General features: G+C 67.7%; 23 protein-coding genes. 11 read left to right on the top strand and 12 right to left on the bottom strand.

What is annotated here, in order from left to right:
• Positions 1 to 14: 14 nt before the first annotated feature.
• A complete protein-coding gene (locus H4P35_RS16415; RefSeq protein ID WP_175155819.1) occupies positions 15 to 980 on the bottom strand; it encodes a LysR family transcriptional regulator in 966 nt (321 codons plus the stop codon).
• 89 nt (positions 981 to 1,069) lie between these two features.
• Between H4P35_RS16415 and H4P35_RS16410 the strand changes: the two genes are divergently transcribed.
• Positions 1,070 to 2,527: an amidohydrolase family protein gene (locus H4P35_RS16410; protein WP_226846244.1), complete on the top strand. Its 1,458-nt coding sequence runs from the start codon at positions 1,070 to 1,072 to the stop codon at positions 2,525 to 2,527.
• A gap of 28 nt (positions 2,528 to 2,555) precedes the next feature.
• Positions 2,556 to 3,515: a tripartite tricarboxylate transporter substrate binding protein BugE gene (locus tag H4P35_RS16405; protein ID WP_226846243.1), complete on the top strand. Its 960-nt coding sequence runs from the start codon at positions 2,556 to 2,558 to the stop codon at positions 3,513 to 3,515.
• 25 nt (positions 3,516 to 3,540) lie between these two features.
• Here the strand turns inward: H4P35_RS16405 and H4P35_RS16400 are convergent, their stop codons facing one another.
• Genes H4P35_RS16400 through H4P35_RS16380 form a run of 5 tightly spaced genes read right to left on the bottom strand, consistent with a single transcriptional unit; the run spans position 3,541 to position 7,947 of the window.
• Positions 3,541 to 4,917, bottom strand: coding sequence for a sulfite reductase subunit alpha (locus H4P35_RS16400; RefSeq protein ID WP_226846242.1), 1,377 nt, complete (start codon positions 4,915 to 4,917; stop codon positions 3,541 to 3,543).
• 6 nt (positions 4,918 to 4,923) lie between these two features.
• Positions 4,924 to 5,940, bottom strand: a complete 1,017-nt coding sequence (locus H4P35_RS16395; RefSeq protein ID WP_370638927.1) for an FAD:protein FMN transferase — start codon at positions 5,938 to 5,940, stop codon at positions 4,924 to 4,926.
• 13 nt (positions 5,941 to 5,953) lie between these two features.
• The gene (locus H4P35_RS16390) at positions 5,954 to 6,754 is read right to left on the bottom strand and encodes a DUF4198 domain-containing protein (protein ID WP_142054614.1); all 801 of its coding nucleotides are present in this window, start codon (positions 6,752 to 6,754) and stop codon (positions 5,954 to 5,956) included.
• 23 nt (positions 6,755 to 6,777) lie between these two features.
• Complete coding sequence (locus H4P35_RS16385; RefSeq protein WP_180098410.1) at positions 6,778 to 7,293, bottom strand: DUF2271 domain-containing protein; 516 nt, start codon at positions 7,291 to 7,293, stop codon at positions 6,778 to 6,780.
• Between the two features lie 27 nt (positions 7,294 to 7,320).
• Entirely contained in the window at positions 7,321 to 7,947 is a 627-nt protein-coding gene (locus H4P35_RS16380) for a PepSY-associated TM helix domain-containing protein (RefSeq protein ID WP_175155814.1), read from the bottom strand.
• Positions 7,948 to 8,159: 212 nt separating this feature from the next.
• On the opposite strand from H4P35_RS16380, the gene H4P35_RS16375 reads away from it, so the two are divergent.
• Entirely contained in the window at positions 8,160 to 8,714 is a 555-nt protein-coding gene (locus H4P35_RS16375) for an HdeD family acid-resistance protein (RefSeq protein WP_142054618.1), read from the top strand.
• Between the two features lie 5 nt (positions 8,715 to 8,719).
• Positions 8,720 to 9,112 (top strand): fluoride efflux transporter CrcB, encoded by a 393-nt coding sequence (gene crcB / locus H4P35_RS16370; RefSeq protein ID WP_056324169.1) that lies wholly within the window; start codon positions 8,720 to 8,722, stop codon positions 9,110 to 9,112.
• 19 nt (positions 9,113 to 9,131) lie between these two features.
• Here the strand turns inward: crcB and H4P35_RS16365 are convergent, their stop codons facing one another.
• From H4P35_RS16365 to H4P35_RS16355, 3 genes are all read right to left on the bottom strand, one after another.
• On the bottom strand, positions 9,132 to 9,920 hold the full coding sequence (locus tag H4P35_RS16365) for a GntR family transcriptional regulator (RefSeq protein WP_226846241.1): 789 nt from the start codon (positions 9,918 to 9,920) through the stop codon (positions 9,132 to 9,134).
• 21 nt (positions 9,921 to 9,941) lie between these two features.
• The gene (locus H4P35_RS16360) at positions 9,942 to 10,907 is read right to left on the bottom strand and encodes a tripartite tricarboxylate transporter substrate binding protein (protein ID WP_226846240.1); all 966 of its coding nucleotides are present in this window, start codon (positions 10,905 to 10,907) and stop codon (positions 9,942 to 9,944) included.
• Between the two features lie 87 nt (positions 10,908 to 10,994).
• Positions 10,995 to 11,897 carry a LysR family transcriptional regulator gene (locus tag H4P35_RS16355; protein ID WP_226846239.1) on the bottom strand — a complete coding sequence of 301 codons (903 nt, stop codon included), beginning with the start codon at positions 11,895 to 11,897 and terminating at the stop codon, positions 10,995 to 10,997.
• 85 nt (positions 11,898 to 11,982) lie between these two features.
• On the opposite strand from H4P35_RS16355, the gene H4P35_RS16350 reads away from it, so the two are divergent.
• The 5 genes from H4P35_RS16350 (at position 11,983) to H4P35_RS16330 (ending at position 16,745) form a co-directional block, all read left to right on the top strand.
• On the top strand, positions 11,983 to 12,828 hold the full coding sequence (locus H4P35_RS16350; RefSeq protein ID WP_226846238.1) for a CoA ester lyase: 846 nt from the start codon (positions 11,983 to 11,985) through the stop codon (positions 12,826 to 12,828).
• A 49-nt stretch (positions 12,829 to 12,877) separates the two neighbouring features.
• The gene (locus tag H4P35_RS16345) at positions 12,878 to 14,107 is read left to right on the top strand and encodes a CaiB/BaiF CoA-transferase family protein (protein WP_226849481.1); all 1,230 of its coding nucleotides are present in this window, start codon (positions 12,878 to 12,880) and stop codon (positions 14,105 to 14,107) included.
• Positions 14,108 to 14,163: 56 nt separating this feature from the next.
• Positions 14,164 to 15,168, top strand: coding sequence for a cyclase family protein (locus tag H4P35_RS16340; RefSeq protein WP_142054628.1), 1,005 nt, complete (start codon positions 14,164 to 14,166; stop codon positions 15,166 to 15,168).
• A 65-nt stretch (positions 15,169 to 15,233) separates the two neighbouring features.
• Complete coding sequence (locus H4P35_RS16335) at positions 15,234 to 16,232, top strand: tripartite tricarboxylate transporter substrate binding protein (protein WP_056324186.1); 999 nt, start codon at positions 15,234 to 15,236, stop codon at positions 16,230 to 16,232.
• A 66-nt stretch (positions 16,233 to 16,298) separates the two neighbouring features.
• On the top strand, positions 16,299 to 16,745 hold the full coding sequence (locus tag H4P35_RS16330) for a carboxymuconolactone decarboxylase family protein (protein WP_226846237.1): 447 nt from the start codon (positions 16,299 to 16,301) through the stop codon (positions 16,743 to 16,745).
• Between the two features lie 57 nt (positions 16,746 to 16,802).
• Here H4P35_RS16330 and hpnE read toward each other — a convergent pair whose 3' ends face one another.
• The 3 genes from hpnE to hpnC are packed head-to-tail and all read right to left on the bottom strand — an operon-like array spanning position 16,803 to position 19,829.
• On the bottom strand, positions 16,803 to 18,125 hold the full coding sequence (gene hpnE, locus H4P35_RS16325) for a hydroxysqualene dehydroxylase HpnE (RefSeq protein WP_226846236.1): 1,323 nt from the start codon (positions 18,123 to 18,125) through the stop codon (positions 16,803 to 16,805).
• Positions 18,122 to 18,985, bottom strand: coding sequence for a presqualene diphosphate synthase HpnD (gene hpnD, locus H4P35_RS16320; protein ID WP_056324191.1), 864 nt, complete (start codon positions 18,983 to 18,985; stop codon positions 18,122 to 18,124). Before hpnD ends, hpnE begins: the two co-directional genes overlap by 4 nt.
• Before the next feature lie 13 nt (positions 18,986 to 18,998).
• On the bottom strand, positions 18,999 to 19,829 hold the full coding sequence (gene hpnC, locus H4P35_RS16315; RefSeq protein ID WP_175155808.1) for a squalene synthase HpnC: 831 nt from the start codon (positions 19,827 to 19,829) through the stop codon (positions 18,999 to 19,001).
• 149 nt (positions 19,830 to 19,978) lie between these two features.
• Between hpnC and alr the strand changes: the two genes are divergently transcribed.
• Positions 19,979 to 21,106, top strand: coding sequence for an alanine racemase (alr, locus tag H4P35_RS16310; RefSeq protein ID WP_056324196.1), 1,128 nt, complete (start codon positions 19,979 to 19,981; stop codon positions 21,104 to 21,106).
• Between the two features lie 127 nt (positions 21,107 to 21,233).
• Entirely contained in the window at positions 21,234 to 21,953 is a 720-nt protein-coding gene (locus H4P35_RS16305) for an SDR family oxidoreductase (protein ID WP_056324199.1), read from the top strand.
• Positions 21,954 to 22,083: the final 130 nt, after the last annotated feature.

Genomic DNA, 22,083 nt, shown 5'->3' with positions numbered 1-22,083 from the left:
ACCTATTGGCGCGATTAGTGCTTCTGCCGCGCCGCGGATAGTCGGCGGCAGCCCGGGGGGAGTGGGGCCGTTCGCAGGTAGTCGTGGATGGCCGCGATCAATGCCTGTGCCGCCGGACTCAATGGGTATTCCTTGTTGCGGATGATGCACAGCGTGCGCACCACGGTCGGGCGCGCCAGCAGTGCGTAGGCCAGGCCAGGTTCCATCACGCGCTGCGCAGCCAATGCCGGCAGCAGCGCCACCCCCATTCCCGCCTTGACCAGGGCCGCCTGCGACGTGGTGCTGGACGCTTCATAGAACGGCGCCGCGGCCTCTATCGGCAGGTCCGCGCGGGCGCGCAACAGCGCCATGATCCCTGTTTCATCCACCACGCCCACCAGCTTGCGGCCGGCCAGATCGGACCAGCGCATCGCGCCGTCGCGGCCCGGGCGCAGGCTGGCGTCGTCCTGCCGGTAGAGCACGCCAAAGCGGTCCTCCAGCAAGGCGTCGAACTGCAGGCCGGGGGCGTCGGCCCAGCGGCTGGTCAGGCCAAAATCGACCTCGCGCGCGGCCACCTTGCGCTGGATGCGGCCGGAGTTGTCGTCGCTGAGATACACGCGCACCGCCGGATACTGCGCGGCGAACACGGCGGCCGCCGGTGCGATGAGTTGCGTGATGGCGGACGGCGCCGCCGCCACGCCCACCCGCCCGCGTTCCAGCGCGCCAAAGCGCACCACGTCCTCGATCACGCCATCAAAATCGGCCAGCAGCCGCATGACGCGCGGCAGGAATTCCTCGCCGGCCGGGGTCAGCAGCACGCGCCGGCTGGTGCGCGCGAAGAGCTGCGTGCCGAGCGCGTCTTCAAGCTGGCGCACCAGGCTGGTAACCGACGACTGCGTCTGGAACAGGCGTTTGGCGGCGTGCGTGAAACTGGATTCCTGCGCCACCGCGACGAACGCGGTCAGGTGCTTCAACGTGACGTGCTTGGGTAGACGATGCATTTCAAAACGCGATAGATGGATCAATAAAAACAATTTTTCCAGATTGATCGCGCCGACGATACTAGGGCCTTCATCAAGGCAGGAACACCATGCAGGGCACTCTGGATCTGATCATCGAAGGCGGCTGGCTCATCGACGGGCTGGGCGGTTTGCGCCAGCGCGCCGACGTGGGCGTGGCGGGTGAACGCATCGCGGCCATCGGCGACCTGTCGGCAGTCAAGGCCGCCCGGCGCGTGGACGCTGCCGGCAAGATCGTGGCGCCTGGCTTCATTGACGTGCACGGGCATGACGACCTGATGTTCGTGGAAAAACCGGACCTTGCCTGGAAAACCAGCCAGGGCGTCACGTCGGTGGTGGTGGGCAACTGTGGGGTAAGCGGCGCGCCCGCACCGCTGCCCGGCAATACCGCGGCCGCGCTGGCGCTGCTGGGCGAGACGCCGTTATTCGCCAGCATGCAGGCCTACTTCGACGAATTGCGCGAGCGCCAGCCGGTGATCAATGTGGCCGCGCTGGTGGGGCACGCGAACCTGCGCCTTGCCGCGATGCGCGACCCGGCGGCGCAACCGACCCCTGCCGAACAGGAATCCATGCAGCGCATGCTGGCCGACGCGCTGGACGCCGGCGCGGTGGGCTTTAGCACCGGCCTGGCCTATCAGCCAGGGGGCGTGGCGCAACCGCCCGAACTGGAAGGCCTGGCCCGCGTGGCGGCGGCACGGGGCGCGATGCACACCAGCCATATCCGCAACGAGGGCGACGCGGTCGAGGCCGCCGTGGACGAGGTGCTGAGCATCGGCCGCAACACCGGCTGCGCCACCGTGCTGTCGCATCACAAGTGCATGATGCCGCGCAATTGGGGCAAAAGCGCCGCCACGCTTGCCAACATCGACCGCGCCCGTGCCGAGGGCGTGGACGTGGCGCTGGACATCTACCCGTATCCCGGCAGCTCGACCATCCTGATCCCTGAGCGTGCCGACACCATCGACGACATTCGCATCACGTGGTCGACCCCCCACCCCGAGTGCAACGGCGAATATCTGAGCGATATCGCGGCGCGCTGGGGGTGCGACAAGACGACGGCGGCCGAACGCTTGTGCCCGGCGGGCGCGATCTATTTCGCAATGGACGAGAACGAAGTGCGCCGCATCTTCCAGCATGAGTGCTGCATGGTGGGCTCCGACGGCCTGCCGAACGACGCGCATCCGCATCCCCGGCTGTGGGGCAGCTTCACGCGGGTCTTGGGCAGATATGTGCGCGAGGCCCGGCTGGTGACGCTGGAGGCGGCCGTGGCCAAGATGACCGCGTTGCCCGCACGCGTTTTCGGCCTGACGGACCGTGGCCGGATCGCCGTGGGCGCATGGGCCGACATCGTGGTGTTCGATGCCGAGACGGTGATCGACCGCGCCACGTGGGAGGCGCCGACGCTGGCATCCGATGGCGTGGCGCACGTGCTGGTCAATGGCACACCCGTGTTTCCGGCCGCGGCAAACATGCCGCGGCCTGGCCGCATCCTTCGCCGCGATCCGGCCGCGGCGCAACCCCTTTCATAACAACAGCCGTTCCAGGAGATCCACCATCATGTTCCGCAAGACTTGCGCCGCCCTGGCGCTGGCCGCCGCGCTGCCGGCCGCCCACGCCGCCTTTCCTGACCGCCCGATCACCCTGATCGTGCCGTTCCCGGCCGGCGGCCCCACGGATATCGTCGGCCGCGTGGCCGCCGCCAAGGCGGGCGAGATCCTGGGCCAGCAGATCGTGGTCGAAAACCGCACCGGCGCGTCCGGCACCATCGGCATGACGGCCACGGCGCGCGCCAAGCCGGACGGCTACACCGTGGGGCTGGCCACCGTCAGCACGCACGGCACGGCGCCCCACCTGTTTCCCAACCTGGCCTATGACCCGGTCAAGGACTTCACGCCCATCAGCAACCTGGTGACCAGCCCCAACATCCTCAGCGTGAATCCGAATTTTCCGGCCAAGACGCTGGCCGAATTCGTGACCCACGTGCGCGCCAATCCCGGCAAGGACGGCTACGCCAATGCGGGCGCGGGCGGCGTGAACGACCTGGGCATGATCTGGTTCCTGCAGATCATCGGCGGCAAGATGAACAGCATTTCGTACCGCGGTTCGGCGCCTGCGCTGACCGACACGGTGGGCGGCGTGGTGCCGGTGATCTTCGACAATTTCCCGTCGTCGCTGCCCTACGTCAAGAGCAATCACCTAAAGGCGCTGGCGATCACCGGCACGGCGCGCAACCCGCGCCTGCCGGACGTGCCGACCTTTGCCGAGCAAGGCTACAAGGATTACGACGTGACGGCCTGGTACGGCGTGGTGGGTCCGGCCAACATGCCGGCCGACGTGCGCGACAAGCTGGCCGATGCCTTTGCCCGTGCGGTGCGCGACCCGGCGACCGCCGCAAAGATGGAAGAGACGGGCGCGTTTCCGCTGGGCAACACGCCGGCGCAGTTTGGCGAGCAGATCAGCGCCGAACGCGATCGCTGGAAGACGGTGATCGACCGCGCGCAGATCAAGCTGCAGTAACCGGGCCGGGCAATCCGGCGCACGTTCAGTACACGTCGCGCCGGTAGCCCCCGGCATGCTGCAGCGCCTGCAGGCGGTCCTCGCCCAGGATCTCGCGCAGCGCGGCATCCACGCCGCCCGCCATGCCTTGCAGACTGCCGCAGACGTACACGGCGGCCCCTGCGTTCACCCAGTCGCGCAGGGCGCCGGCCTGTTCGCGCAGGCAATGCTGCACGTAGCGGCGTTCGGCCTGGTCGCGCGAAAACACCCAATCCACGCGCGCCAACGTCCCGTCTTGCCGCCACGCGTCGATTTCGTCGCCGCAGAACCGGTCGTGGGCGGCATTGCGCTCGCCAAAAACCAGCCAATTGCGAAGGTGACCGGCCGCGCGGCGCGCCTTGATGAGCGCGCGCAGGCCGGCCAGGCCCGTGCCATTGCCGATCAGGATCAGCGGACGGCCGTCCTCGGGCGGATGGAAATTGCGGTTGGCGCGCACGCGCAGCGCGATGTCGTCGCCGGGCTGCGCAATGTGCGTGAGCCAACCGCTGCCCAGCCCCGGCGCGCCGTCCGCGCCGCGCATCTGGCGCACCAGCAGTTCGATGGCGCCGTCAGCGGGCAATGAAGCGATGGAGTATTCGCGATGCGCCTGCAGTTCGCCGCCGCGTTCGCGCCGGGGGCCGATCTCGGCGATGTCGCCCGCCTGCCATGCCGCGGGGCTGCCGGCAGGCGGCGTCAGCGTCAGCAGGTAGCAGGGGCCGCCCTGGCTATCGGGATTGAGCAACGTCCGGCCGGTCAGGCGCCAGGTGTCGTATGCCGGCGCTTCCCAGTCGGGCAGGTCGCTGCGGCCCGCCAGCAATCCCAGGTGATGCTGCCAATGACGCAGCGCGGCCGCGTCGTCGTTGTCCACTTCGACCAGGTCGAAGAGCGGCGCCGCGCCCTGCGCGTGAAGCCAGTCGTCCAGACGGTGGCCGAAACCGCAGAACTGCGCGTATTCACTATCGCCCAGCGCCAGCACGGCGTAATGCGCGCCCGCCAGCGCGGCGCCGTGCGGCGTGGCTTGCATCATGCCGGCAAAGGCGGCGGCCGCGTCAGGCGGATCGCCTTCGCCGTAGGTACTGACGACAAACAGCATGCGCCGGTACGCCGCCAACCGTGCAATGTTCAATTGGTCCAGCGAGGCGACGCGCACGGTCAGGCCGCCGGCGCGCAGCGATTCCGCGGTCTGCGTGGCCAGGGATTCGGCATAGCCGGTCTGGCTGGCATAGGCAACCAGCAGGGCGTCTTCGGGCGCGGGGGCGCCAAGGGCCTGTAGCGCCAGCGCATGTTGCGCGTGTTGGCGGCGGGCGCGCCGCCAGGCCCACAGGCACAGCAGTAGCCAGGCCAGCACCACGCACGCCGCTGCAATCAACCGGGTATGAGGCATCAGCATTCAGGGCGCAAGGGCCAGAGCCTCGAACTGCCTCGTGGCGACGACGCGCCAGGCGTCATGCCCGCGCAAAATGAAAAGCGCCGCGAGGCCATGGCGGCGCGCGTAGGCCAGTCCATCGGTGTCGCCCAGCACCGTCAGCACGGTGGCCAGCGCGTCGGCCTGCATGCAGACAGGATGCAGCACCGTCACGGACGCCACCGGATTGCGCACCGGCCGGCCGGTGCGCGGGTCGATGGTATGGGCGTAGCGCGCATCGCCGTCGCCCGCGTGGCGCCGGTAGTCGCCGGACGTGGCGATGCTGCAGTTCTCCAGCGGCAAGGCCAGCGCATGGTCGTCGCTGGCGTCCGGCACCTCGATGGCCACGCGCCACGGCTGTCCGTCGGGACGTTTGCCGCGCGCGCGCAATTCGCCGCCGACTTCGACCAGGTAATCCGTGATACCCAAGGCATCGAGCGCCATCGCGGCGCGGTCCACACCGAACCCCTTGGCGATGGACGACAGGTCCAGATACACGCCGCCGGGCTGCCAGGCCGCGCGGCGGTCGTCGTCCAGCGGCACGCGCTGCCAGCCGCAGCGCTCGCGCGCCGCCTGGATGGCGGCGGGCGAGGGCGGTTCGAAGGCGCGCTGATGCGGACCGAAACCCCACGCATTGACCAGCGGCCCCACGGTGGGGTCGTAGGCGCCGCCGCTGTCTTGGGCCAGCATCAGCGCATGGCGCAGCACATGGAAGAACTCGGCCGGCAGCGTCTGCCAGCCAGGCGCGGCGCGGTTGTAGCGGCTGATGTCGGCGTCCGCCTCCCACGTGCTCATCTGCGCGACCACTTCGTCCAGCGCGGCCTGGATGGCCTGCCGCGCCGCCGCGTCGGCCACGCCTGCGGGCAACGCCATGCGCGCGGACCACGTGGTGCCCATGGTGGCGCCGGCCAATGCGGCCGGGCGCGCGGGCATCACGCCATAGGCGATGCGAACGGCGGGCGCCGCCGCGCCGCGCGGTGCATAGGAAGGGGCATTGGCCACGCGCGCCGCTGCCTTACGGTTGCAGCACTTCGACGGTGCCCGCGTACGACAGGCGGCGCTTCTTGGCCTGCGGCACGGTGACCTTGGCGTCTTCCATGCCGGCTTCGATCCAATAAAGGCCGGGCTGTGGCCACTTGACCGAGAACTTGCCGTCCTTGCCGGTCTTGACCGCGATCTCGCCGACCTTGTCGCGATAGCGGCTGCCGCCGGGCACGACGGTCACGTCCAGGTCCGCGGCGGGCTGGCCGTCCAGCAGCATCTGGAACGTGGCGGCTTCGTCCGTGAAGAGGTCGTTCGGGTGTGTCACCGGCGCCAGCTCCAGGCCACGGCCCACGGGCTTGACTGCCGACGGCTTGCCCGCGGTCACGAAGGTTTCGACGCGGCCCAGGCTTTGCGACACTTCAAGCTCATCGGCTTTGGCCGGGACGGCCTGCGCCAGTCCGTCGGCCTTGCCGAAATAGCGCTTGTTCTTGCCGTCTTCCTTCCAGCGCGCGAACACGCCGTCGTTGACCACGGCCACGCGGTAGGTGCCGGCCTGCTTGAGCTGCAGGTCGAAGGTGCTGCGCAGCTTGCCGCGGTTGATGTTCTCGGCTTCGGCGGCATTGCCGTCCGGCGCGGTCACGGTCAGGCCGTCCAGGCGCAGCGGCGCGTGGTTGAAGTAGAACTTGTCGTTGCCGACCGCGGCGTCCACGGTGATCCAGCTATCGGTCCCCGACAGCACGGTGGAGGACGGCACGATCCAGACGTCATGCGCGTGGGCGGCAAAGGGCAGGCACAGCGCCAGCGCGGCGGCCAGTTTGGCGGCGGTTTTCATCGTTGCGTTCCTTTAGGACGGGGTCAGGGTTTGAGGTCGAGCGCGATGGCGCCCAGTTCGTGTTCGCCGCGCGCGACCAGTTGCTCGGCCTTTTGCGGCGGCCACTGGAAGGGGATGCGCACCAGTTCGCGGCCGCCCACTTCGCGCGCGGCTTCGACCACCACGGCGTACTGTCCCGGCTTTAGCTGCGCCAGGGGCTTGCTGGCCGCGTCAAAGGACAGCGCGTGCTTGCCCACGGGCTTGGTCGCGCCGCTGACCCCGTCCACCGGGAACTGCTGGTTGCGTCCGCTGCGACGCCACCACTGGCGCATGTCCTTGAGCCATTCGGTGCCTTCGTTGTTCTTCTTGGCCACGTCGTACCAGACCGCCAGGTCGGCCGCCACGCTCTGGTCGGGGTTCTCGATCCAGATCGCCACGTAAGGGCGGTGGTATTCGGCCACGTCCAGACGCGGCACCTCGATGGACAGGCCGATGTCTGCCGCGTGGGCGGTTCGGGCGATCAGGCCGGCGAGCAGCGCCGGCAACAGCAACTTCCGCATGGAAATCTCCAGGGCGTATCGATGGAATCAATGGATGAAAAGCAGCGCCAGCACCAGTGGAATCACGAGACCCAGGCCCACCATCGGCCAGGTCGCGCTGCGGTTGCCGGCGTGCATCTTGAGCAGCACCAGCCCGGTTAGCGAAAACACCAGACAGGCGACGGCAAAGATGTCCAGGAACCAGCTCCAGGCAAGGCCCGTGTTGCGGCCCTTGTGCAGGTCGTTCAGGTACGAGATCCAGCCGCGATCGGTGCGCTCGTATTCCACGTCGCCGCTGGCGCGGTCGATGGACAGCCAGGCATCGCCGCCCGCGCGGGGCAGCGACAGATAGACCTCGCCATCCGACCATTCGGCGGGCCTGCCGGCCGTCGAGGCGTCCAGCGCGTCGTCCAGCCAGGCGGCGACGGCGGCGGGCAGGGGCGCCTTCTTTTGCGTGGGCGTGGCGGCAAGCTGCTGGAGCGCGGTGTCGGGAAGGCGGACCTCGCGGCTGGTCACCACGGCCTTCGATTCGATGTGCGACGCGTTGTTCAGGGTCAGCCCCGTCACGGCGAAGAGCAGCATCGCCACCATGCAGAGCGCAGCGCTGATCCAGTGCCACTGATGCAGGGTCTTGAGCCAGTAGGCGCGGCGTCGGGGAACGGGTTGGGTGTCCATGGAATATGAGGCGGGAAGCGGGCGGATTCTAACATTTAATGAGAATTACTCTTAAAAAAGCCCGGCCTTTGCGCGCGCGAAAATTTCAATCGATTTCGGGCCGAAATGCCTGTCGCGCCGAGTCTGAACGACAGCTGAACGCGTGTCACCCGGTGCGCCCGCCGCCCGGCGGGGCTAAGATAGGCCACCCTTTGCAAACACCGGAGGTCGTCATGCTGCAACAGCAAGTCGTGGATCAAATCGGTCGTCATTGGGGGTGGGTGGCGCTTCGCGGCGTCGTCGCCATCCTGTTCGGGTTCATGGCCATGTTCATGCCGGCCATCACCTTGTCGGCGCTGGTGCTGGTGTGGGGCGCCTTTGCGCTGGTCGACGGCGTGCTGGCGCTGATTGCCGGGTTCCGCATCCGGGACAACGGCAAGCCGTTGTGGGCGCTGATCGTCGTGGGCCTGCTGGGCGTGGCGGCCGGCATCGTCACCTTTCTGTGGCCGGGCCTTACCGCACTGATCCTGCTCTACATCATCGCCATCTGGGCGATCGTGGCGGGCGTGTTCCAGATCATCGCGGCCGTGCGCTTTCGCAAGGCCATCCGCAACGAATGGCTGCTGGGCCTGTCCGGGCTGGTTTCGGTGATCTTCGGCGCCATGCTGATCATGCAGCCGGGCGCCGGCGCGCTGGCGCTGGTGTGGGTCATCGGCATCTACGCCGTGTTTTTCGGCATACTGCTGCTGGTCTTTTCCCTGCGCCTCAAACAACACGGCAACGCCTGAGCTCCATGTCCGCTTATCAAACGCTGGTTCCCCTGAATTTCCTGGCCGTGGGCCTGGGCGCCATGTTGGGCGCGTGGGCCCGCTGGCTGATGGGCCTGTGGCTCAATGCCGGCTCCTGGCCGTGGGGCACGATGGCGGTGAATCTTGCGGGCGGCTACCTGGTGGGCGTGGCGCTGGCGCTGGTGGCCGGGCACCCGGAATGGCCGGCCTGGGTGCGGCTGGGGGCCATCACGGGTTTCATGGGTGGACTGACCACGTTCTCGACCTTTTCGGCGGAAACCGTGGCGATGCTGGAACGCGGGGCGTACGTCAGCGCGCTGAGCTACGCCGGATTCAGCCTGGCCGGGTCGCTGGCGCTGACGGCGGCGGGCCTGGCCACGGTCAGCCTGCTGCGCTAGCCGGCACCACCTGCGGCGCTCAGGCGCCGTCCGAAGGCGTGGCAACGGGCGCGGGCAGCCACGTGGGCTGGCCGGGCATGTCGTGCGCTTGCATGTCCATGCGGTATTCGTAGCGGTCCGGCCGATAGCGCGCATGCAGCCATTCCACCGGCCGGCCGGACGCATCGCGCACCACGCGATGCAGGCTGAGCAAAGCCGATCCCACCGGCACGTCCAGAAGCTCGGCGATGCCGGGTTCGGCCAGCACGGCCGAAATCGATTGCTCGGCCCGCGCCACGTGCACGCCCAGATCGCGGAAGATGGCGAGCAGGGGTTTGGCGCCCAGGTCCTTGTGGCGGATGCGCCGGCCGATGTCGTCCGGCACGAACGTGGTCAGGTACGAGAACGGCTGTCCTTCGTGGCTGCGCACGCGCACGGCGCGCTGCACAAGCGCGCCCGGCGGCAGTTCCAGGCGCGCGGCCACCAGCGGCGTGGCCGGCGCGTTGTCCAGTTCCAAAAGGCGCACCTGGGTGTGCATGCCCATGCGGGCCAGGTGTGCCATCAGTGCGTCGATGCCCGCGCCGTGCTGCGGCGCCCCGAACGTGGCGGGCGCGAGGGCAAAGGTGCCGCGCCCCTGACGCCGCTCGATGAGGCCATCGGACGCCAGCGCGTCGAGCGAGCGCCGGATCGTCAGGCGCGACACGCCGTATTCGGCGGCCAGCGCGTTTTCGCCCGGCATGGCGCTGTCCGTGGCGAATCCGCCCGCTTCCAGCCGTTGCTTCAGCAGCAGATAGACCTTGTGATAAAGCGGCAACGGGCTGGCGGGCACGAGGGGACTCCTGGTTGAGGTTCAGTCGACGGTCGCGCCGGTGAACTTGACGATTTCGGCGTAGCGCGCGATGTCCTGGCGCACGAACTTGTCCAGTTCCTGCGGGCTGCTGCTCACGGCAGTGGCGGCCTCGCCTTCGAGCAGTTTGCGGAACGACGGCGTATCGACGGCCTTGCGCGCGGCCGCGTTCAGCGCCGCCAGCTTGTCGGCCGGGAGCTTCGCGGGACCAAAGAGCGCGAACCACGCGTTCGATTCGAAACCCGTGATGGTATCGCCGATGGGCGGGACGCCGGGAAACTGCGGCAGCGGCTTCGGGCTGGATACCCCCAGCGCGCGCAATGCACCGCTCTTCATGTGCGGCAGCGCATTGAGCGAACTGGCGAACATCATGTCCACCTGCCCGCCCAAGAGGTCGGTGATGGCGGGCGCCGTGCCCTTGTACGGCACGTTCAGGATGTCCAGGCCCGCCATCATCTTCATGCGCTCGCCGGCCATGTGCAGAGACGACCCGATCGCGCCCAGCGCCATCGTGTACTTGCCGGGGCTGGCCTTCACCAGCGTGACGAACTCCGGCATGGTGCGCGCCGGGAAGTCCTTGCGCACGACCAGCACGCTGGGCACGTTGGCCAGCATGCTGATGGGCGTGAAATCGGCCACGGGGTCGAAGGGCAGGTTCCGGTAGAGCGTCGCGTTGATGGAGAAGCTGGTGAACGTGACCAGCAAGGTGTTCCCGTCGGGATTGCTCTTGGCCACGTAGTCCGCGGCAATGTTGCCGCCTGCGCCCGGTTTGTTTTCGACCACCACGGGGCGTTTCAGGTCCAGCGCCATGTGCTGTGCAATGCTGCGCGCCACGGTGTCGGTGGTGCCCCCCGGCGGCGCGCCCACCACCAGCCTGATGGCGTCGTTCTGGGCAAGGGCGGGGGCCAGCGGCATGGCGCATGCGGCCAATAGCGCGCAACCCGCGGCGATTCGATGCAGTCCCGGCATGAGTTGTCTCCTGATATGTTGTATTGAGGACAATACAAGTATAGGAAGACTGCACGGGGCGCGCCAGCGCGTTTGCCCTACCTGCGGTCATTGCACGGGCGCGTTGCCCGTTCCTGGCGCCTTGGCGTATTCCATGATGGCAATGTCCCGGAAAGCCTGGATCAGCGCCAGGCGCGGCGACACGCGCGACCAGATCAGGCCAAAGCGGCGCGGCTCGCAGTGCTCGGGCAGCGGCAAGGCCAAGAGGCCCAGCCGTTCGATCGTGCCATTGGTCGATTGGGGCAGGATCGCCACACCAAGATCCCGGCTCACCATGACCGCGATCGATTCAATCGCGTTCAATTCGAACCGGTCGCGCGGCGTGATGCCGACGCGGCGCAGGTAGTCGTCGACATGGCGTCCGCTCCAGTCGCTGCGCTGGTAGCGGATGAACGGCTCCGCGGTCAGCAGGCTGTGCGGGTGCCGGCCCGCATGGCGCGGGGCGGCCGCCAACACATAGGGTTCTTCGCGCAGCAACTGCCAGCCCAGGCTCTTGGACAGGGGGTAGGGCGCCTCCAGCGCGATGGCGGCGTCCAGCTCGCCGCTTTCGATGGCCGGATAGAAGCGGGCGGAATGCCCGGGCTGGATCTCCACGCTGATGAGCGGATGGCGTCCGACCAGATGTTCCAGAATGGCCGGCACCATCGAGTTCAGCGCCGTGTTGCCGGCGCCCAGCCGAAGCTCGCCCATCATCTCGCCGGAGCGCGCCAGGTACCGGATCTTTTCGATGCGTTCCAGGACCTCGCGCATCGGTCCGATCAGCTCGATCGCCTTGGCCGTCAGGTGCACGGTGCGCCCGGCGCGCGCAACCAGCGGCACCCCCAGCTCCTGTTCCAGTTTGCGCACCTGCTGCGCCACGGCGCCGTGCGTCAAGCCAAGGCGGCGCGCGGCCTCGGCCATGGAGCCGTGCTGGGCGACGGCGGATAGCGTGTGCAGGAAGTCGGTATTCATGATGATAGGAATTCTATCTTTTTATCGTATGCCCGCTTTCCCCTGGCAAGCGCCCGCGCGATCACAATGCGCCCAGGAGACCACAATGAGAAGCAAGCTTTTTGTGCCGGCGTCGCGCCCGGAACTATTCGACAAAGCCCTGGCTAGCGAAGCGGATGCGCTGTCTTTCGATCTGGAAGATGCCGTCGCGCCCTCGCGCAAGCCCGCGGCGCGCCAAGCGCTGGCCGACTGGCTGGGCTCACCGGCCTTCCGGGCGGCGCAATCGGAACATCCCAAGAAAATTATCGTCCGCGTCAATGCGGCGGACACGTCGTATTTCCCCGAAGACGTGGATGCACTGGGCGGCTTGCCGATCGACATGGTGAATCTGCCCAAGGTCGAGTCCGCCGATGCGCTCCGCGAGGCTGCGGCGCGCGCCGCGCAGGCCGGCTTCGAGGGCGAATTGCTGGTCACCGTGGAAACGCCGCAGGCGCTGGCGCGTGCGGCCGAGCTGGCCGCGGCGCATCCGCGCGTTGCCGGCCTGCAACTGGGGCTGGCCGATCTGTTCGAACCGCTGGGCATCGACCGCTACCAGCCCGAAACGCTGCGCGCGGTGATGCTGGCGTTGCGCCTTGGCGCCGGTTGTGCGGGCAAGTACGCCATGGACGCCGCCTACGCCCGGGTGCGCGATGGCGAAGGCTTTCGCGCTGAGGCGCAGCTGGCGCGATCCCTCGGTTTCCTGGGCAAATCCTGCGTGCATCCCAGCCAGGTCGCCATCGCCAACGAGGTGTTCGGGTTCAGCGCCGAAGAGATCGGCGCGGCCGAACGCATCGTTGCGGCAAGCGAGGCCCAGGCGGGCGTGGGCGCCTTTTTGCTGGACGGCAAGATGATCGATGCGCCTTTCGTGCGCCGCGCCCGCGACGTGTTGCTGGCGGCCGGGCGGGCCGCCTGAACCGGTCTGCGCGACGCGCGGCCGAGCCATTTATCGGATGAATTGCATGATGGAATTTGAAACCCCGGGTCAACTGCCGCTGGCCGGCGTCAAGGTCCTGGATCTGAGTGCCTACATCGCGGGCCCCTACGGTTGCGCGCTGCTGGGCGACATGGGCGCGGACGTCATCAAGGTCGAGCCGCCCGAAGGTGACAATCTGCGCAAGTACCCGTCGACGCTGCCGGCCGAGAGCCGCGCGTTTCTGGGCATCAATCGCAACAAACGCGGCCTGTGCCTGAACCTGAAGGACCCGGCAGGCTACGAGGTGCTGGTCCGGCTGGTGCGCGAGGCCGACGTGCTGGTCCACAACTTCCGGCCAGGCGTTCCGGAACGCCTGCGCATCGACTTCGCGACGCTGGCCGCCATCAACCCGCGCCTGATCTACTGCGCGATGACGGGCTACGGCGCAGCCGGTCCGATGGCGCGCCACGCCGGCTACGACCAGGTGCTGCAGTCCATGACGGGGATGTGCGCGGCGCAAGCCAAGCCCGACGGCCCGCCCGAAGTGCTGTACGGATCGGTGGTCGACTACTACGGCGCCGCGCTGATCTCCAACAGTGTGTCCGCCGCGCTCTATCAGCGCGAGAAGACCGGGCGGGGGCAGGCCATCGAAGTGTCGCTGCTGGGCAGCGCGCTGGCGATGCAATCGGCCCGTCTGGTGTGGGCCGAGGGCGAGCCGCGCCGCATCGAACGCGACATGCGCTCGGGCGGGATCACGGGCATCCATCCCACGCGCGAAGGCCATCTCTACATCTCGGCCAATACGCCGCATTTCTGGCGCGCGCTGTGCGGCCATCTGGACCTGCCCGATCTGGCCGATCATCCCGATTACGACACGGTGAAAAAGCGCGCCGCGCAGGCGGCAGTGCTGGTGCCGCTGGTACGCCAGGCCTTGGCGCGGGCGTCGGCACGCGAATGGGCCGAGCGTTTCGGCCAGAGCGTGCCGTGCGCGGAGGTCCGGCCTGTTGAAGACATGTTCGACCACCCGCAGGTGGAGGCGATGGGATTCATGCGCCCCTATCGCAGCGAGCAGGCGGGCAACTATCTCGGGCTGGCGCAATGGGCGCACTTCGGCGGCGCCGTGCAGGATGGCGCGCAAGCAGCCGCCCATGAAGCCGGACAAGACGCCGCCCGACGCGCCGCACCGGCGTTGGGCGAGCACAGCCGCACAATTCTGTCCGCCCTGGGATACACAGCGGACGAAATCGACCACTTGCTGCACGCCTCCGTGGTGCAATAAGCCGTAACAAACAAAGACAGGCATCGTCCGGCGAAAAGGGCGAGGAGACACAAATCATGAATGCAGCGCAACGGTATCTGCGCCGTCCGGATGGATCGAACTGGGGCGATTTTGGCAGCGAAGACCAGCTTGGCACGCTGAACCATCTGGACAGCCAGGCGCGCCTGGCCGCCGTCGCCGAGATCCGCACGGGCATGTCGTTTTCGCTGAGCCTGCCGCTGACCGTGCCGCGCGCGCCGGTGCTCAATCCGCGCCGCAAGGGGCCGGTGATCTTGCCGGCCGAGAAAAACGGCGTGCCGGTCTACCGCTATCCGCTGGACCGCGACGTGCCGGGCGCCACCGACGTCATCAGCGATGACCGCGTCACCCTGTCGCCGCAATATTCCACGCAATGGGACGCGCTGGGCCACGTGGGTTCCATGTATGACGCGCACGGCACGGGCCAGCCGCAGCCCACCGGCTACAACGGCTTCGCGGTCAGCGAGCCCGCCGCCGAAGGCTTTACCGGCACGCGCGACCTGTCGATTGCGCCGATGGCGCGCCACGGCATCCAGGGACGCGGCGTCATGGTGGACCTGCGCGCGCATTTTGGCGATGCGCAGCGCAAGGTATCCCACCGCGAACTGATGGACGTGATGCGCGCCGATGGCGTCGAGGTCCGGCCCGGCGATGTGCTGTGCCTGCATACCGGCCTGGCCGACCTGGCGTTGACGCTGGGCGATGACGAGCAGGAGCGGCTGAAGACCAGCTGCTGCGTGCTGGACGGCGCGGATGCGGACCTGCTGGCGTGGATCAAGGACAGCCGCATCGCGGCCATTGCCGCCGACAACCATGCGGTCGAGCTGCGCAACCATCACCTGGACGCGGGCAAGGGCGCGCTGCTGCCCTTGCACGAGCAATGTCTTTTCAAGCTGGGCCTGCCCTTGGGCGAGCTCTGGCACCTGACCCCGCTGGCGCAATGGTTGCGCCAGCACGGCCGGCATGCCTTCTTCCTGACCGCGGCGCCCATGTACGTGCCCGGTCTGGTGGGCGCGCCGGTCAACCCCATCGCGACCGTCTGACGACGGATCGCGCCACGACCCTTGAACGATTGAACATCCCCGCAGGGGAGATCCGAGGAGCACACATGAAGAAAACCCGTCGCACGGCCCTGGCCGCCATTCGCCCGCTGGCAGCCGCCATCGGCCTGGCCACCGCATTTGGCGCCACGTTTGGCACCGCGAACGCCGCCGGTTATCCGGAGCAGCCCATCACCGTGGTGGTGCCGTATTCCGCCGGTGGCGGCGCGGACAACGCCGCGCGCATCATCGCGCAAGGCATGGGCGAAGTCGCCGGCCAGAGCGTGGTGATCGAGAACAAGGGCGGCGCCAGCGGTTCCATCGGCGCGGCGTTCGTGGCGCGGGCCAAACCCGACGGCTACACGGTGCTGTTCGACGCGTCGTCCTTCGCGATCAATCCGGTGCTGCGCAAGCTGCCCTACGACGCCAAGAAAGACTTCATCCCGGTCTCGCAGGCCATCAGCGTGCCCAACATTCTGGTGGCCGCTCCGGGCTCCAGCTTCAACAACCTGCAGGACTTCATCGATGCCGCGCGCGCCAAGCCCGGCCGTCTGACGTTTGCGTCCTATGGACCGGGCAGCCTTGCGCAGATGGCCGCCGAGCTGCTCAAGAAGGATGCGGGCCTGGATATGGTGCACGTGCCCTACAAGGGCGGCGCACCGGCCATCGTGGACGTCATGGGCGGTCAGGTCGACGTCTACTTCGCCAACGCCGCGTCCAGCCTGAACTACGTCAGCGGCGGCAAGTTGAAGGCGCTGGCGGTCTCGTCGGACAAGCGCATGCCCGAACTGCCCAATGTGGCGACGGTGGGCGAAGCCGGCATCAAGAACTTCAACGTGGTCGAGTGGAACGGCTTCTTCCTGCCGGCTGGCACCAGCCCGGAAGTGGTGGCCAAGCTGCAGGAACTCGTGCAAAAGGCGCTGACGCGTCCCGATACCCGCGAGAAGCTCGCCAAGCTGGGCCTGACGCCGGTCGGCAGCAGCGCCGCCGACTTTGCCAAGTTTGTCGACGCGGAACAGACCCGCTGGGCCGAGGTCGTGAAAACCAATAACATCCAGGTGAATTGATCCTCCGGGGGCGGGCGCGGCATCGTTTGCACGCGCCAGCCCCCGATCTGAATGGAGATTGACCTGATGAGCCGGCAAGACGATTTCGAACGCGGCCTGGCGAACCGCCGCGCCGTGCTGGGCGATGAATGGGTGCAGCGATCGCTCGATCGCGCCACCACGTTCACTGCCGACTACCAGAACATGATCACGCGCTACGCGTGGCACGACATCTGGAGCCGCCCCGGCCTGCCGCACAAGGCGCGGCGCATGATGGTGCTGGCGGTGACGTTGTCGCTGGGCCGATGGGAAGAATTCGAGCTGCACGTGCGCGCCGCGCTGACGGCGCAGGATGCCTCGCGCCTGACACCCGACGAACTCAAGGAAGTGCTGCTGCAGAACGCCATCTATGCAGGCGTGCCGGCGGCCAATACCGCCTTCAATCTTGCGCAGAACATCCTGCGCGATGTCGCCGCGCAGATCGGCCATGAATTGGCCCCGGCGGACCCGCGCCAGGCCGACCTGTTCGACTAGCAGGCCCGCTGTCCGGCCCTTTTGAGGCAAGGGCGACGCGCGATTCGCCCGGCCTTGTCAGTCCGCGCGGGGGTTTAGCACGCGGGCGGCCAGCAAGCCGCTGCGCACGGCGCCTTCCAGCACCCCGGGGTAGCCCGTGTCGGTCCAGTCGCCGGCCAGCGCCAGCGTGGGCCACGGCGTGGAGTTCAGCGGGCGGATAAGTCCTGGCACCGCGGCGAACGTCGCGCGCTTTTCAATGAAGAGTTCGGCGGCCGACACGTCCGGCATCGGCGGCAGCCTGAGCGGATGCGCGGCGGCCTGTTCGGCCACCTGGTCGATCAGGGCTTCGATCACCTGCCGCCGGTTGCGTTCGCCCATGCCGACCGCGGCGCTGGCCACGAGCGCCAGTTCGCCGGCCTTGGTGTCGCCGGCAAGCTGGGCGCGGTCGAACACCCACTGGCCGGCATGACCGCGGGCCGCGTCCTCACGCAGCATCATCATCGGCTCGGGCAAGCGCCACGGGCTTGCCAGGCGGATGTTCAGCGTCGCGATGGGCAGGTAGTCGAAGGCCTTGAGCGCATCGAGCAGCCCGGGGGCGCCGGCCTTGCGTAGCGGGCCGTCCAGCAGCCGCGCGGCGAAGGTGGGCGGCACGGCCAGCACGGCGGCGTCAAAGCGTTCCTGGTTGATGTCGATGCCATCGGCTGACGGATGCAGCTGGCGCACCGTGCTGCCATACCGCATGGTGACCTGGCGGGCGGCGGCGTCCGGCCACAGCGCCGACAGGTCGGTGCAGGGCAGAAGCAGATCGCTGTCTTCGCGCGCGCCGGCCAGGCTGTCGCGCAGCACCCGGGCGAACAGCACGGCGCTGGCCGTGGCGATCGGCGTGTTCAGCGCGGCCAGGCATAGCGGTTCCCATACCTGCTGGATCAGCACGTCGGACTGCGCGTGATAGTGCAAGAGATGCAGCACCGTCCAGTCGCGCGGCGGCATCCAGGACATGGTCTTCAAGCCGCGCATCAGGCGCAGCATCGCAAACCGGTCGCCCCACGAAAGGCCGCGCGCACGCAACACGGCCACGGCCATGTTCAGCGGCGCCGGAATGCGGGGAGCGGACAGGTTAAAGCGCCCATCCAGGCTGGCAAGCCGCAAGGGACGCCGCATCAGCAGGGCGTCCGGGTTGCGGCCCACGCGGCGCATCAGCGCCAGGGTTTCCTTGTAGGCGCCGCACAAGAGGTGCTGGCCGTTGTCCAGCGGCGCTTCGAATTCTCCGTGAAAGACGCGCCGCGCGCGTCCGCCCGGGGTGTGCCCGGCCTCGAACACCGTGACTTTCGCGCCGGCTTCACGCAGGGCGACGCTGGCCGCCAGCCCGGCCCAGCCTGCGCCAATGACTGCCGCCTTCACCGCGCCAACCGGCGGACCAGGCCGCGTCCGCCGCCCACCCAGGTTTTCCAGGCAAGCCAGAGTTTGCGCAGGGGCGTGAGCGAAATGCGCTGGTGCAGCACCTGCCAGTTGTCGCGCTCGATCTCGTCGAGCAGCGCGTGGTAGATGGCGGCCATCATGAGTCCGGGCCGCTGCGCGCGGCGGTCCGCCTCGGGCAGGTTGCTCATCGCCTCGCGGTACAGCTCGCGGGCGCGGTCGGCCTGGAACTTCATCAGCGCGCTGAAGCGGTCGGAATACTCGCCATTCAGGATGTCCGAGGCCTTGACCTCGAACTGCTGCATGTCGTTGACCGGGATATAGATGCGGCCGCGGCGCGCGTCGTCGCCCACGTCGCGGATGATGTTGGTCATCTGGAACGCCAGGCCCAGCTTTTCGGCGTACACCAGCGTCTTAGGGTCGGAATAGCCGAACACGCCGGCGGACAGCTCGCCCACCACGCCGGCGGCATGCCAGCAATACTTGCGCAGGCCGGGCCAGTCCAGGTAGCGGGTCTGGTCCAGGTCCATTTCCATGCCGTCGATCACGGCCAGCAGGCGGGCGCGGGTGATCGAACAGGTCTCCAGATGCGGCTGAAGTGCGCGCGTCACGGGGTGATCGGGCTTGCCGTCGAACATCTGGTCGACCTGCGTGCGCCACCAGGCGAGCTTGATGCGCGCCAGCGACGGATCGGTGCATTCGTCGACCACGTCATCCACTTCGCGGCAGTACGCGTACAGGGCCGTGATGGCGCGCCGGCGCTCGGGAGGCAGGAACAGGAAGGAATAGTAGAAGCTGGAACCGCTTTTGGCGGCTTTTTCCTGGCAATACTCGTCAGGGGTCATTAGGCACGGCCTGTTACTTGATGGAGCGCCACAACATGATGGCCCAGTCTTTGGCGCCCAATTCGGGGCGATTCATGAAAACATCGTAGCCGCTCGCCTCGATCCGCTCCAGGACGCGCAGCCCGCCTTGCACCACCAGGCGCAGCTCCAGGCCGATGCGGCCGGGCAGGCGGCGCGCCAGCGGAGCGCCGAAGTGTAGCAGCGCCCGCGTGCGTTCGACCTGGAAGGCCATCAGCTCGCGCCAGGCGGGCGTAAGGCGGCAGGCGGCCAGGTCTTCGTCCGAGACGCCGTGGCGGCGCAGGTCTTCCTGCGGCAGATAGACGCGGTGTTTGTGCCAGTCCACCCGCACGTCCTGCCAGAAGTTCACCTGCTGCAGGCCCGTGCAGATGGCGTCGGACTCGGTGATGTTCTGCGGCGTGCTGGCCTCGAAAAGGTGCAGCATCAGGCGCCCGACCGGATTGGCCGAGCGGCTGCAGTAGTCCATGAGGGCAGGGTAGTCGTCGTAGCGCTTGACGGTCAGGTCCTGCTCGAAGGCGGACAGCAGGTCGTAGAAGGGCGTGATCGGTAACTGGTGCCGGGCGATCGTCTGGGCCAGCGGCGCGAAGATGTCGGACAGGGGCGGCAGGCCGGGCGCCGGGGGCGTGCCGGGTTCGGCGCCGATGCGGTGCAACTCGGTGCGGAACGCGGCCAGTTGGGCCAGGCGCTCCTCGTCGGTCGCGCTGCCTTCGTCGGCAATGTCGTCCGCGGCGCGGGCGAACCGGTAGATATCGGTCACGGCGCCGCGAAGCCTGCGCGGCAGCAGCAGCGAGGCAACGGGAAAATTCTCGTAGTGATCGATGGACATGGAAAGTAGCCTGTGAACAGACCAGGTCTGCAAAGACGGCGCAAAGCGGAAAACGGTCTCATTTTAGAGTAGTCGCCCGCGCTTGATCTGACCGCCTGCCGTCGGGGGCGCCGGATCAGTTAGACTTGGACGCCACAGGATCTCACACCATGCCGCGCCCAATCTCCGCTACCGTTTCCGTTTCTGCCCTTGCGCACAACCTTGACGCCGTGCGCCGCCACCTGGACCAGACCGCCGCCGCTGCCGGCGGGGTGCCGCCATCGATCTGGGCCGTCATCAAGGCCAACGCCTACGGACACGGCATCGAACAGGCGGTGGCCGGCTTTTCCAAGGCGCAGGGCCTGGCCATGCTCGACCTCGAAGAGGCCGTGCGCTGCCGCGAGGCCGGCTGGGGCGGGCCGATCCTGCTGCTCGAAGGGTTCTTCAACCCATCCGACCTGGACATCGTCGACCGCTACCACCTCAGCACCACCGTCCATCAACGCGATCAGCTCGACATGCTGGCCCGCGCCCGCCTGTCGCGCCGCGTGGACATCATGCTCAAGCTCAACAGCGGCATGAACCGCCTCGGTTTCACCCCGGCGGCCTTTCCCGCCGCCTTCGAACGCGCCATGCTGCTTCAGCAGCAGGGCACGCTGGGCTCGGTCGGCAAGATGACCCATTTCGCCTGCGCGGACGGGCCGCAGGGCGTGAACGAACAACTCAGCGTCTTCAATTCGGTGACACATAAGCTGCCGGGCGCGATCAGCGTCTGCAACTCGGCCGCCGCCTTGCGCTTTGCCGACATCGCCGTCGGCTCCGAGAGCCAGTCGCACTGGGTGCGCCCGGGCATCTGCCTCTACGGCGCGTCGCCCTTTGCGGACGCCGAAGCCGCGTCGTTCGGGCTCAAGCCCGCCATGTCGCTCAATTCGGAAATCATCGCCGTCCAGGAAATCAAGGCCGGGGACTCGGTGGGCTATGGCGCCTTGTTCCGCGCGGAACGCGCCATGCGCATCGGCATCGTGGCCTGCGGCTACGCTGACGGCTACCCCCGTCACGCCTCCACCGGCACGCCGGTCGTGGTCGCCGGCATCCGTACCCAATTGCTGGGCCGGGTGTCGATGGACATGCTGGTCGTGGACCTGGGGCCCGTGCCGTCCGCAGGCGTCGGCTCGCCGGTTTGCCTATGGGGCGAAGACGGCCCCTCGGTGGATGAGGTCGCCAGCGCGGCCGGCACCATCGGCTACGAATTGCTCTGCGCCCTGGCCCCGCGGGTGCCCGTCACCCGGGATGCCTGACGCGTCCGGTGGGCAAGAATTGCTACGCAAATTACAAGACACACGACGCCGGATGGTGTCTACTTTGAAAACCGGGCGCTCAGGCGCCCGTTTTTGACCAAGAAAACAGACTGCGAGGTTTCATCCCATGAAGGACAAATGTGTGCTCATTACGGGCGCCACCAAAGGCATAGGCTGGGCGCTTACTCAGCGGTTGTCCGACATGGGCTGTCATGTGGTGGGCATCGCGCGCAACACGGCCGACGTCGATTTTCCGGGGTACCTGTACGCCTGTGATCTGGCCGACGCCGGCCGTACCGAAGAAGTCCTGCGCGAAATCCGCGAAAAATTCCCGGTCGACGCCGTCGTCAACAATGTGGGCATCGTGTCGCCGCAGCCCCTGGGCGAAATCGACCTGGCCACGCTGTACAACGTGCTGGACTTGAACGTGCGCGTGGCGGTGCAGGTGACGCAGGCGTTCATCGAATCCATGAAGGCCCGCCGCGCCGGGCGCATCGTCAACGTGGTCAGCCGTTCCATCCACGGCGCACTGGACCGCACCGCCTATTCCGCGGCCAAGAGCGCGCTGGTGGGCTGCACGCGCACCTGGGCACTGGAACTGGCCGAATACGGCATCACCGCCAATGCGGTTGCGCCGGGCCCCATCGAAACCGAAATGTTCCGCGCCACCCGGCCCGCCGGCAGCGACAACGAAAAGCGGGCGCTGGCATCGGTGCCCATGAAGCGGCTGGGCACCCCGGCCGAAGTGGCGGCCGCCATTGCCTTCCTGCTGTCGGACGACGCGGGCTTCATTACCGGGCAGGTGCTGGGCGTGGACGGCGGCGGCAGCCTGGCCGGCCGTTCATGAACCCGGCACTGCCCGCATGAACCCACGCACCTTCGGGTGCGTTTTTTTTGCCTGCCGCAAAGGGAGATCCCGACCAACCCGCCCAGCCGTTGTTTGTATAATAATAACTATCATTTCCATTTTGGATGCT

The sequence above is a fragment of the Achromobacter sp. 77 genome (assembly GCF_020541125.1).
GTDB lineage: Bacteria > Pseudomonadota > Gammaproteobacteria > Burkholderiales > Burkholderiaceae_B > Achromobacter > Achromobacter mucicolens.
Note: the sequence above shows the minus strand (reverse complement) of the source record. Positions and strands in the feature narration are given on the sequence as shown.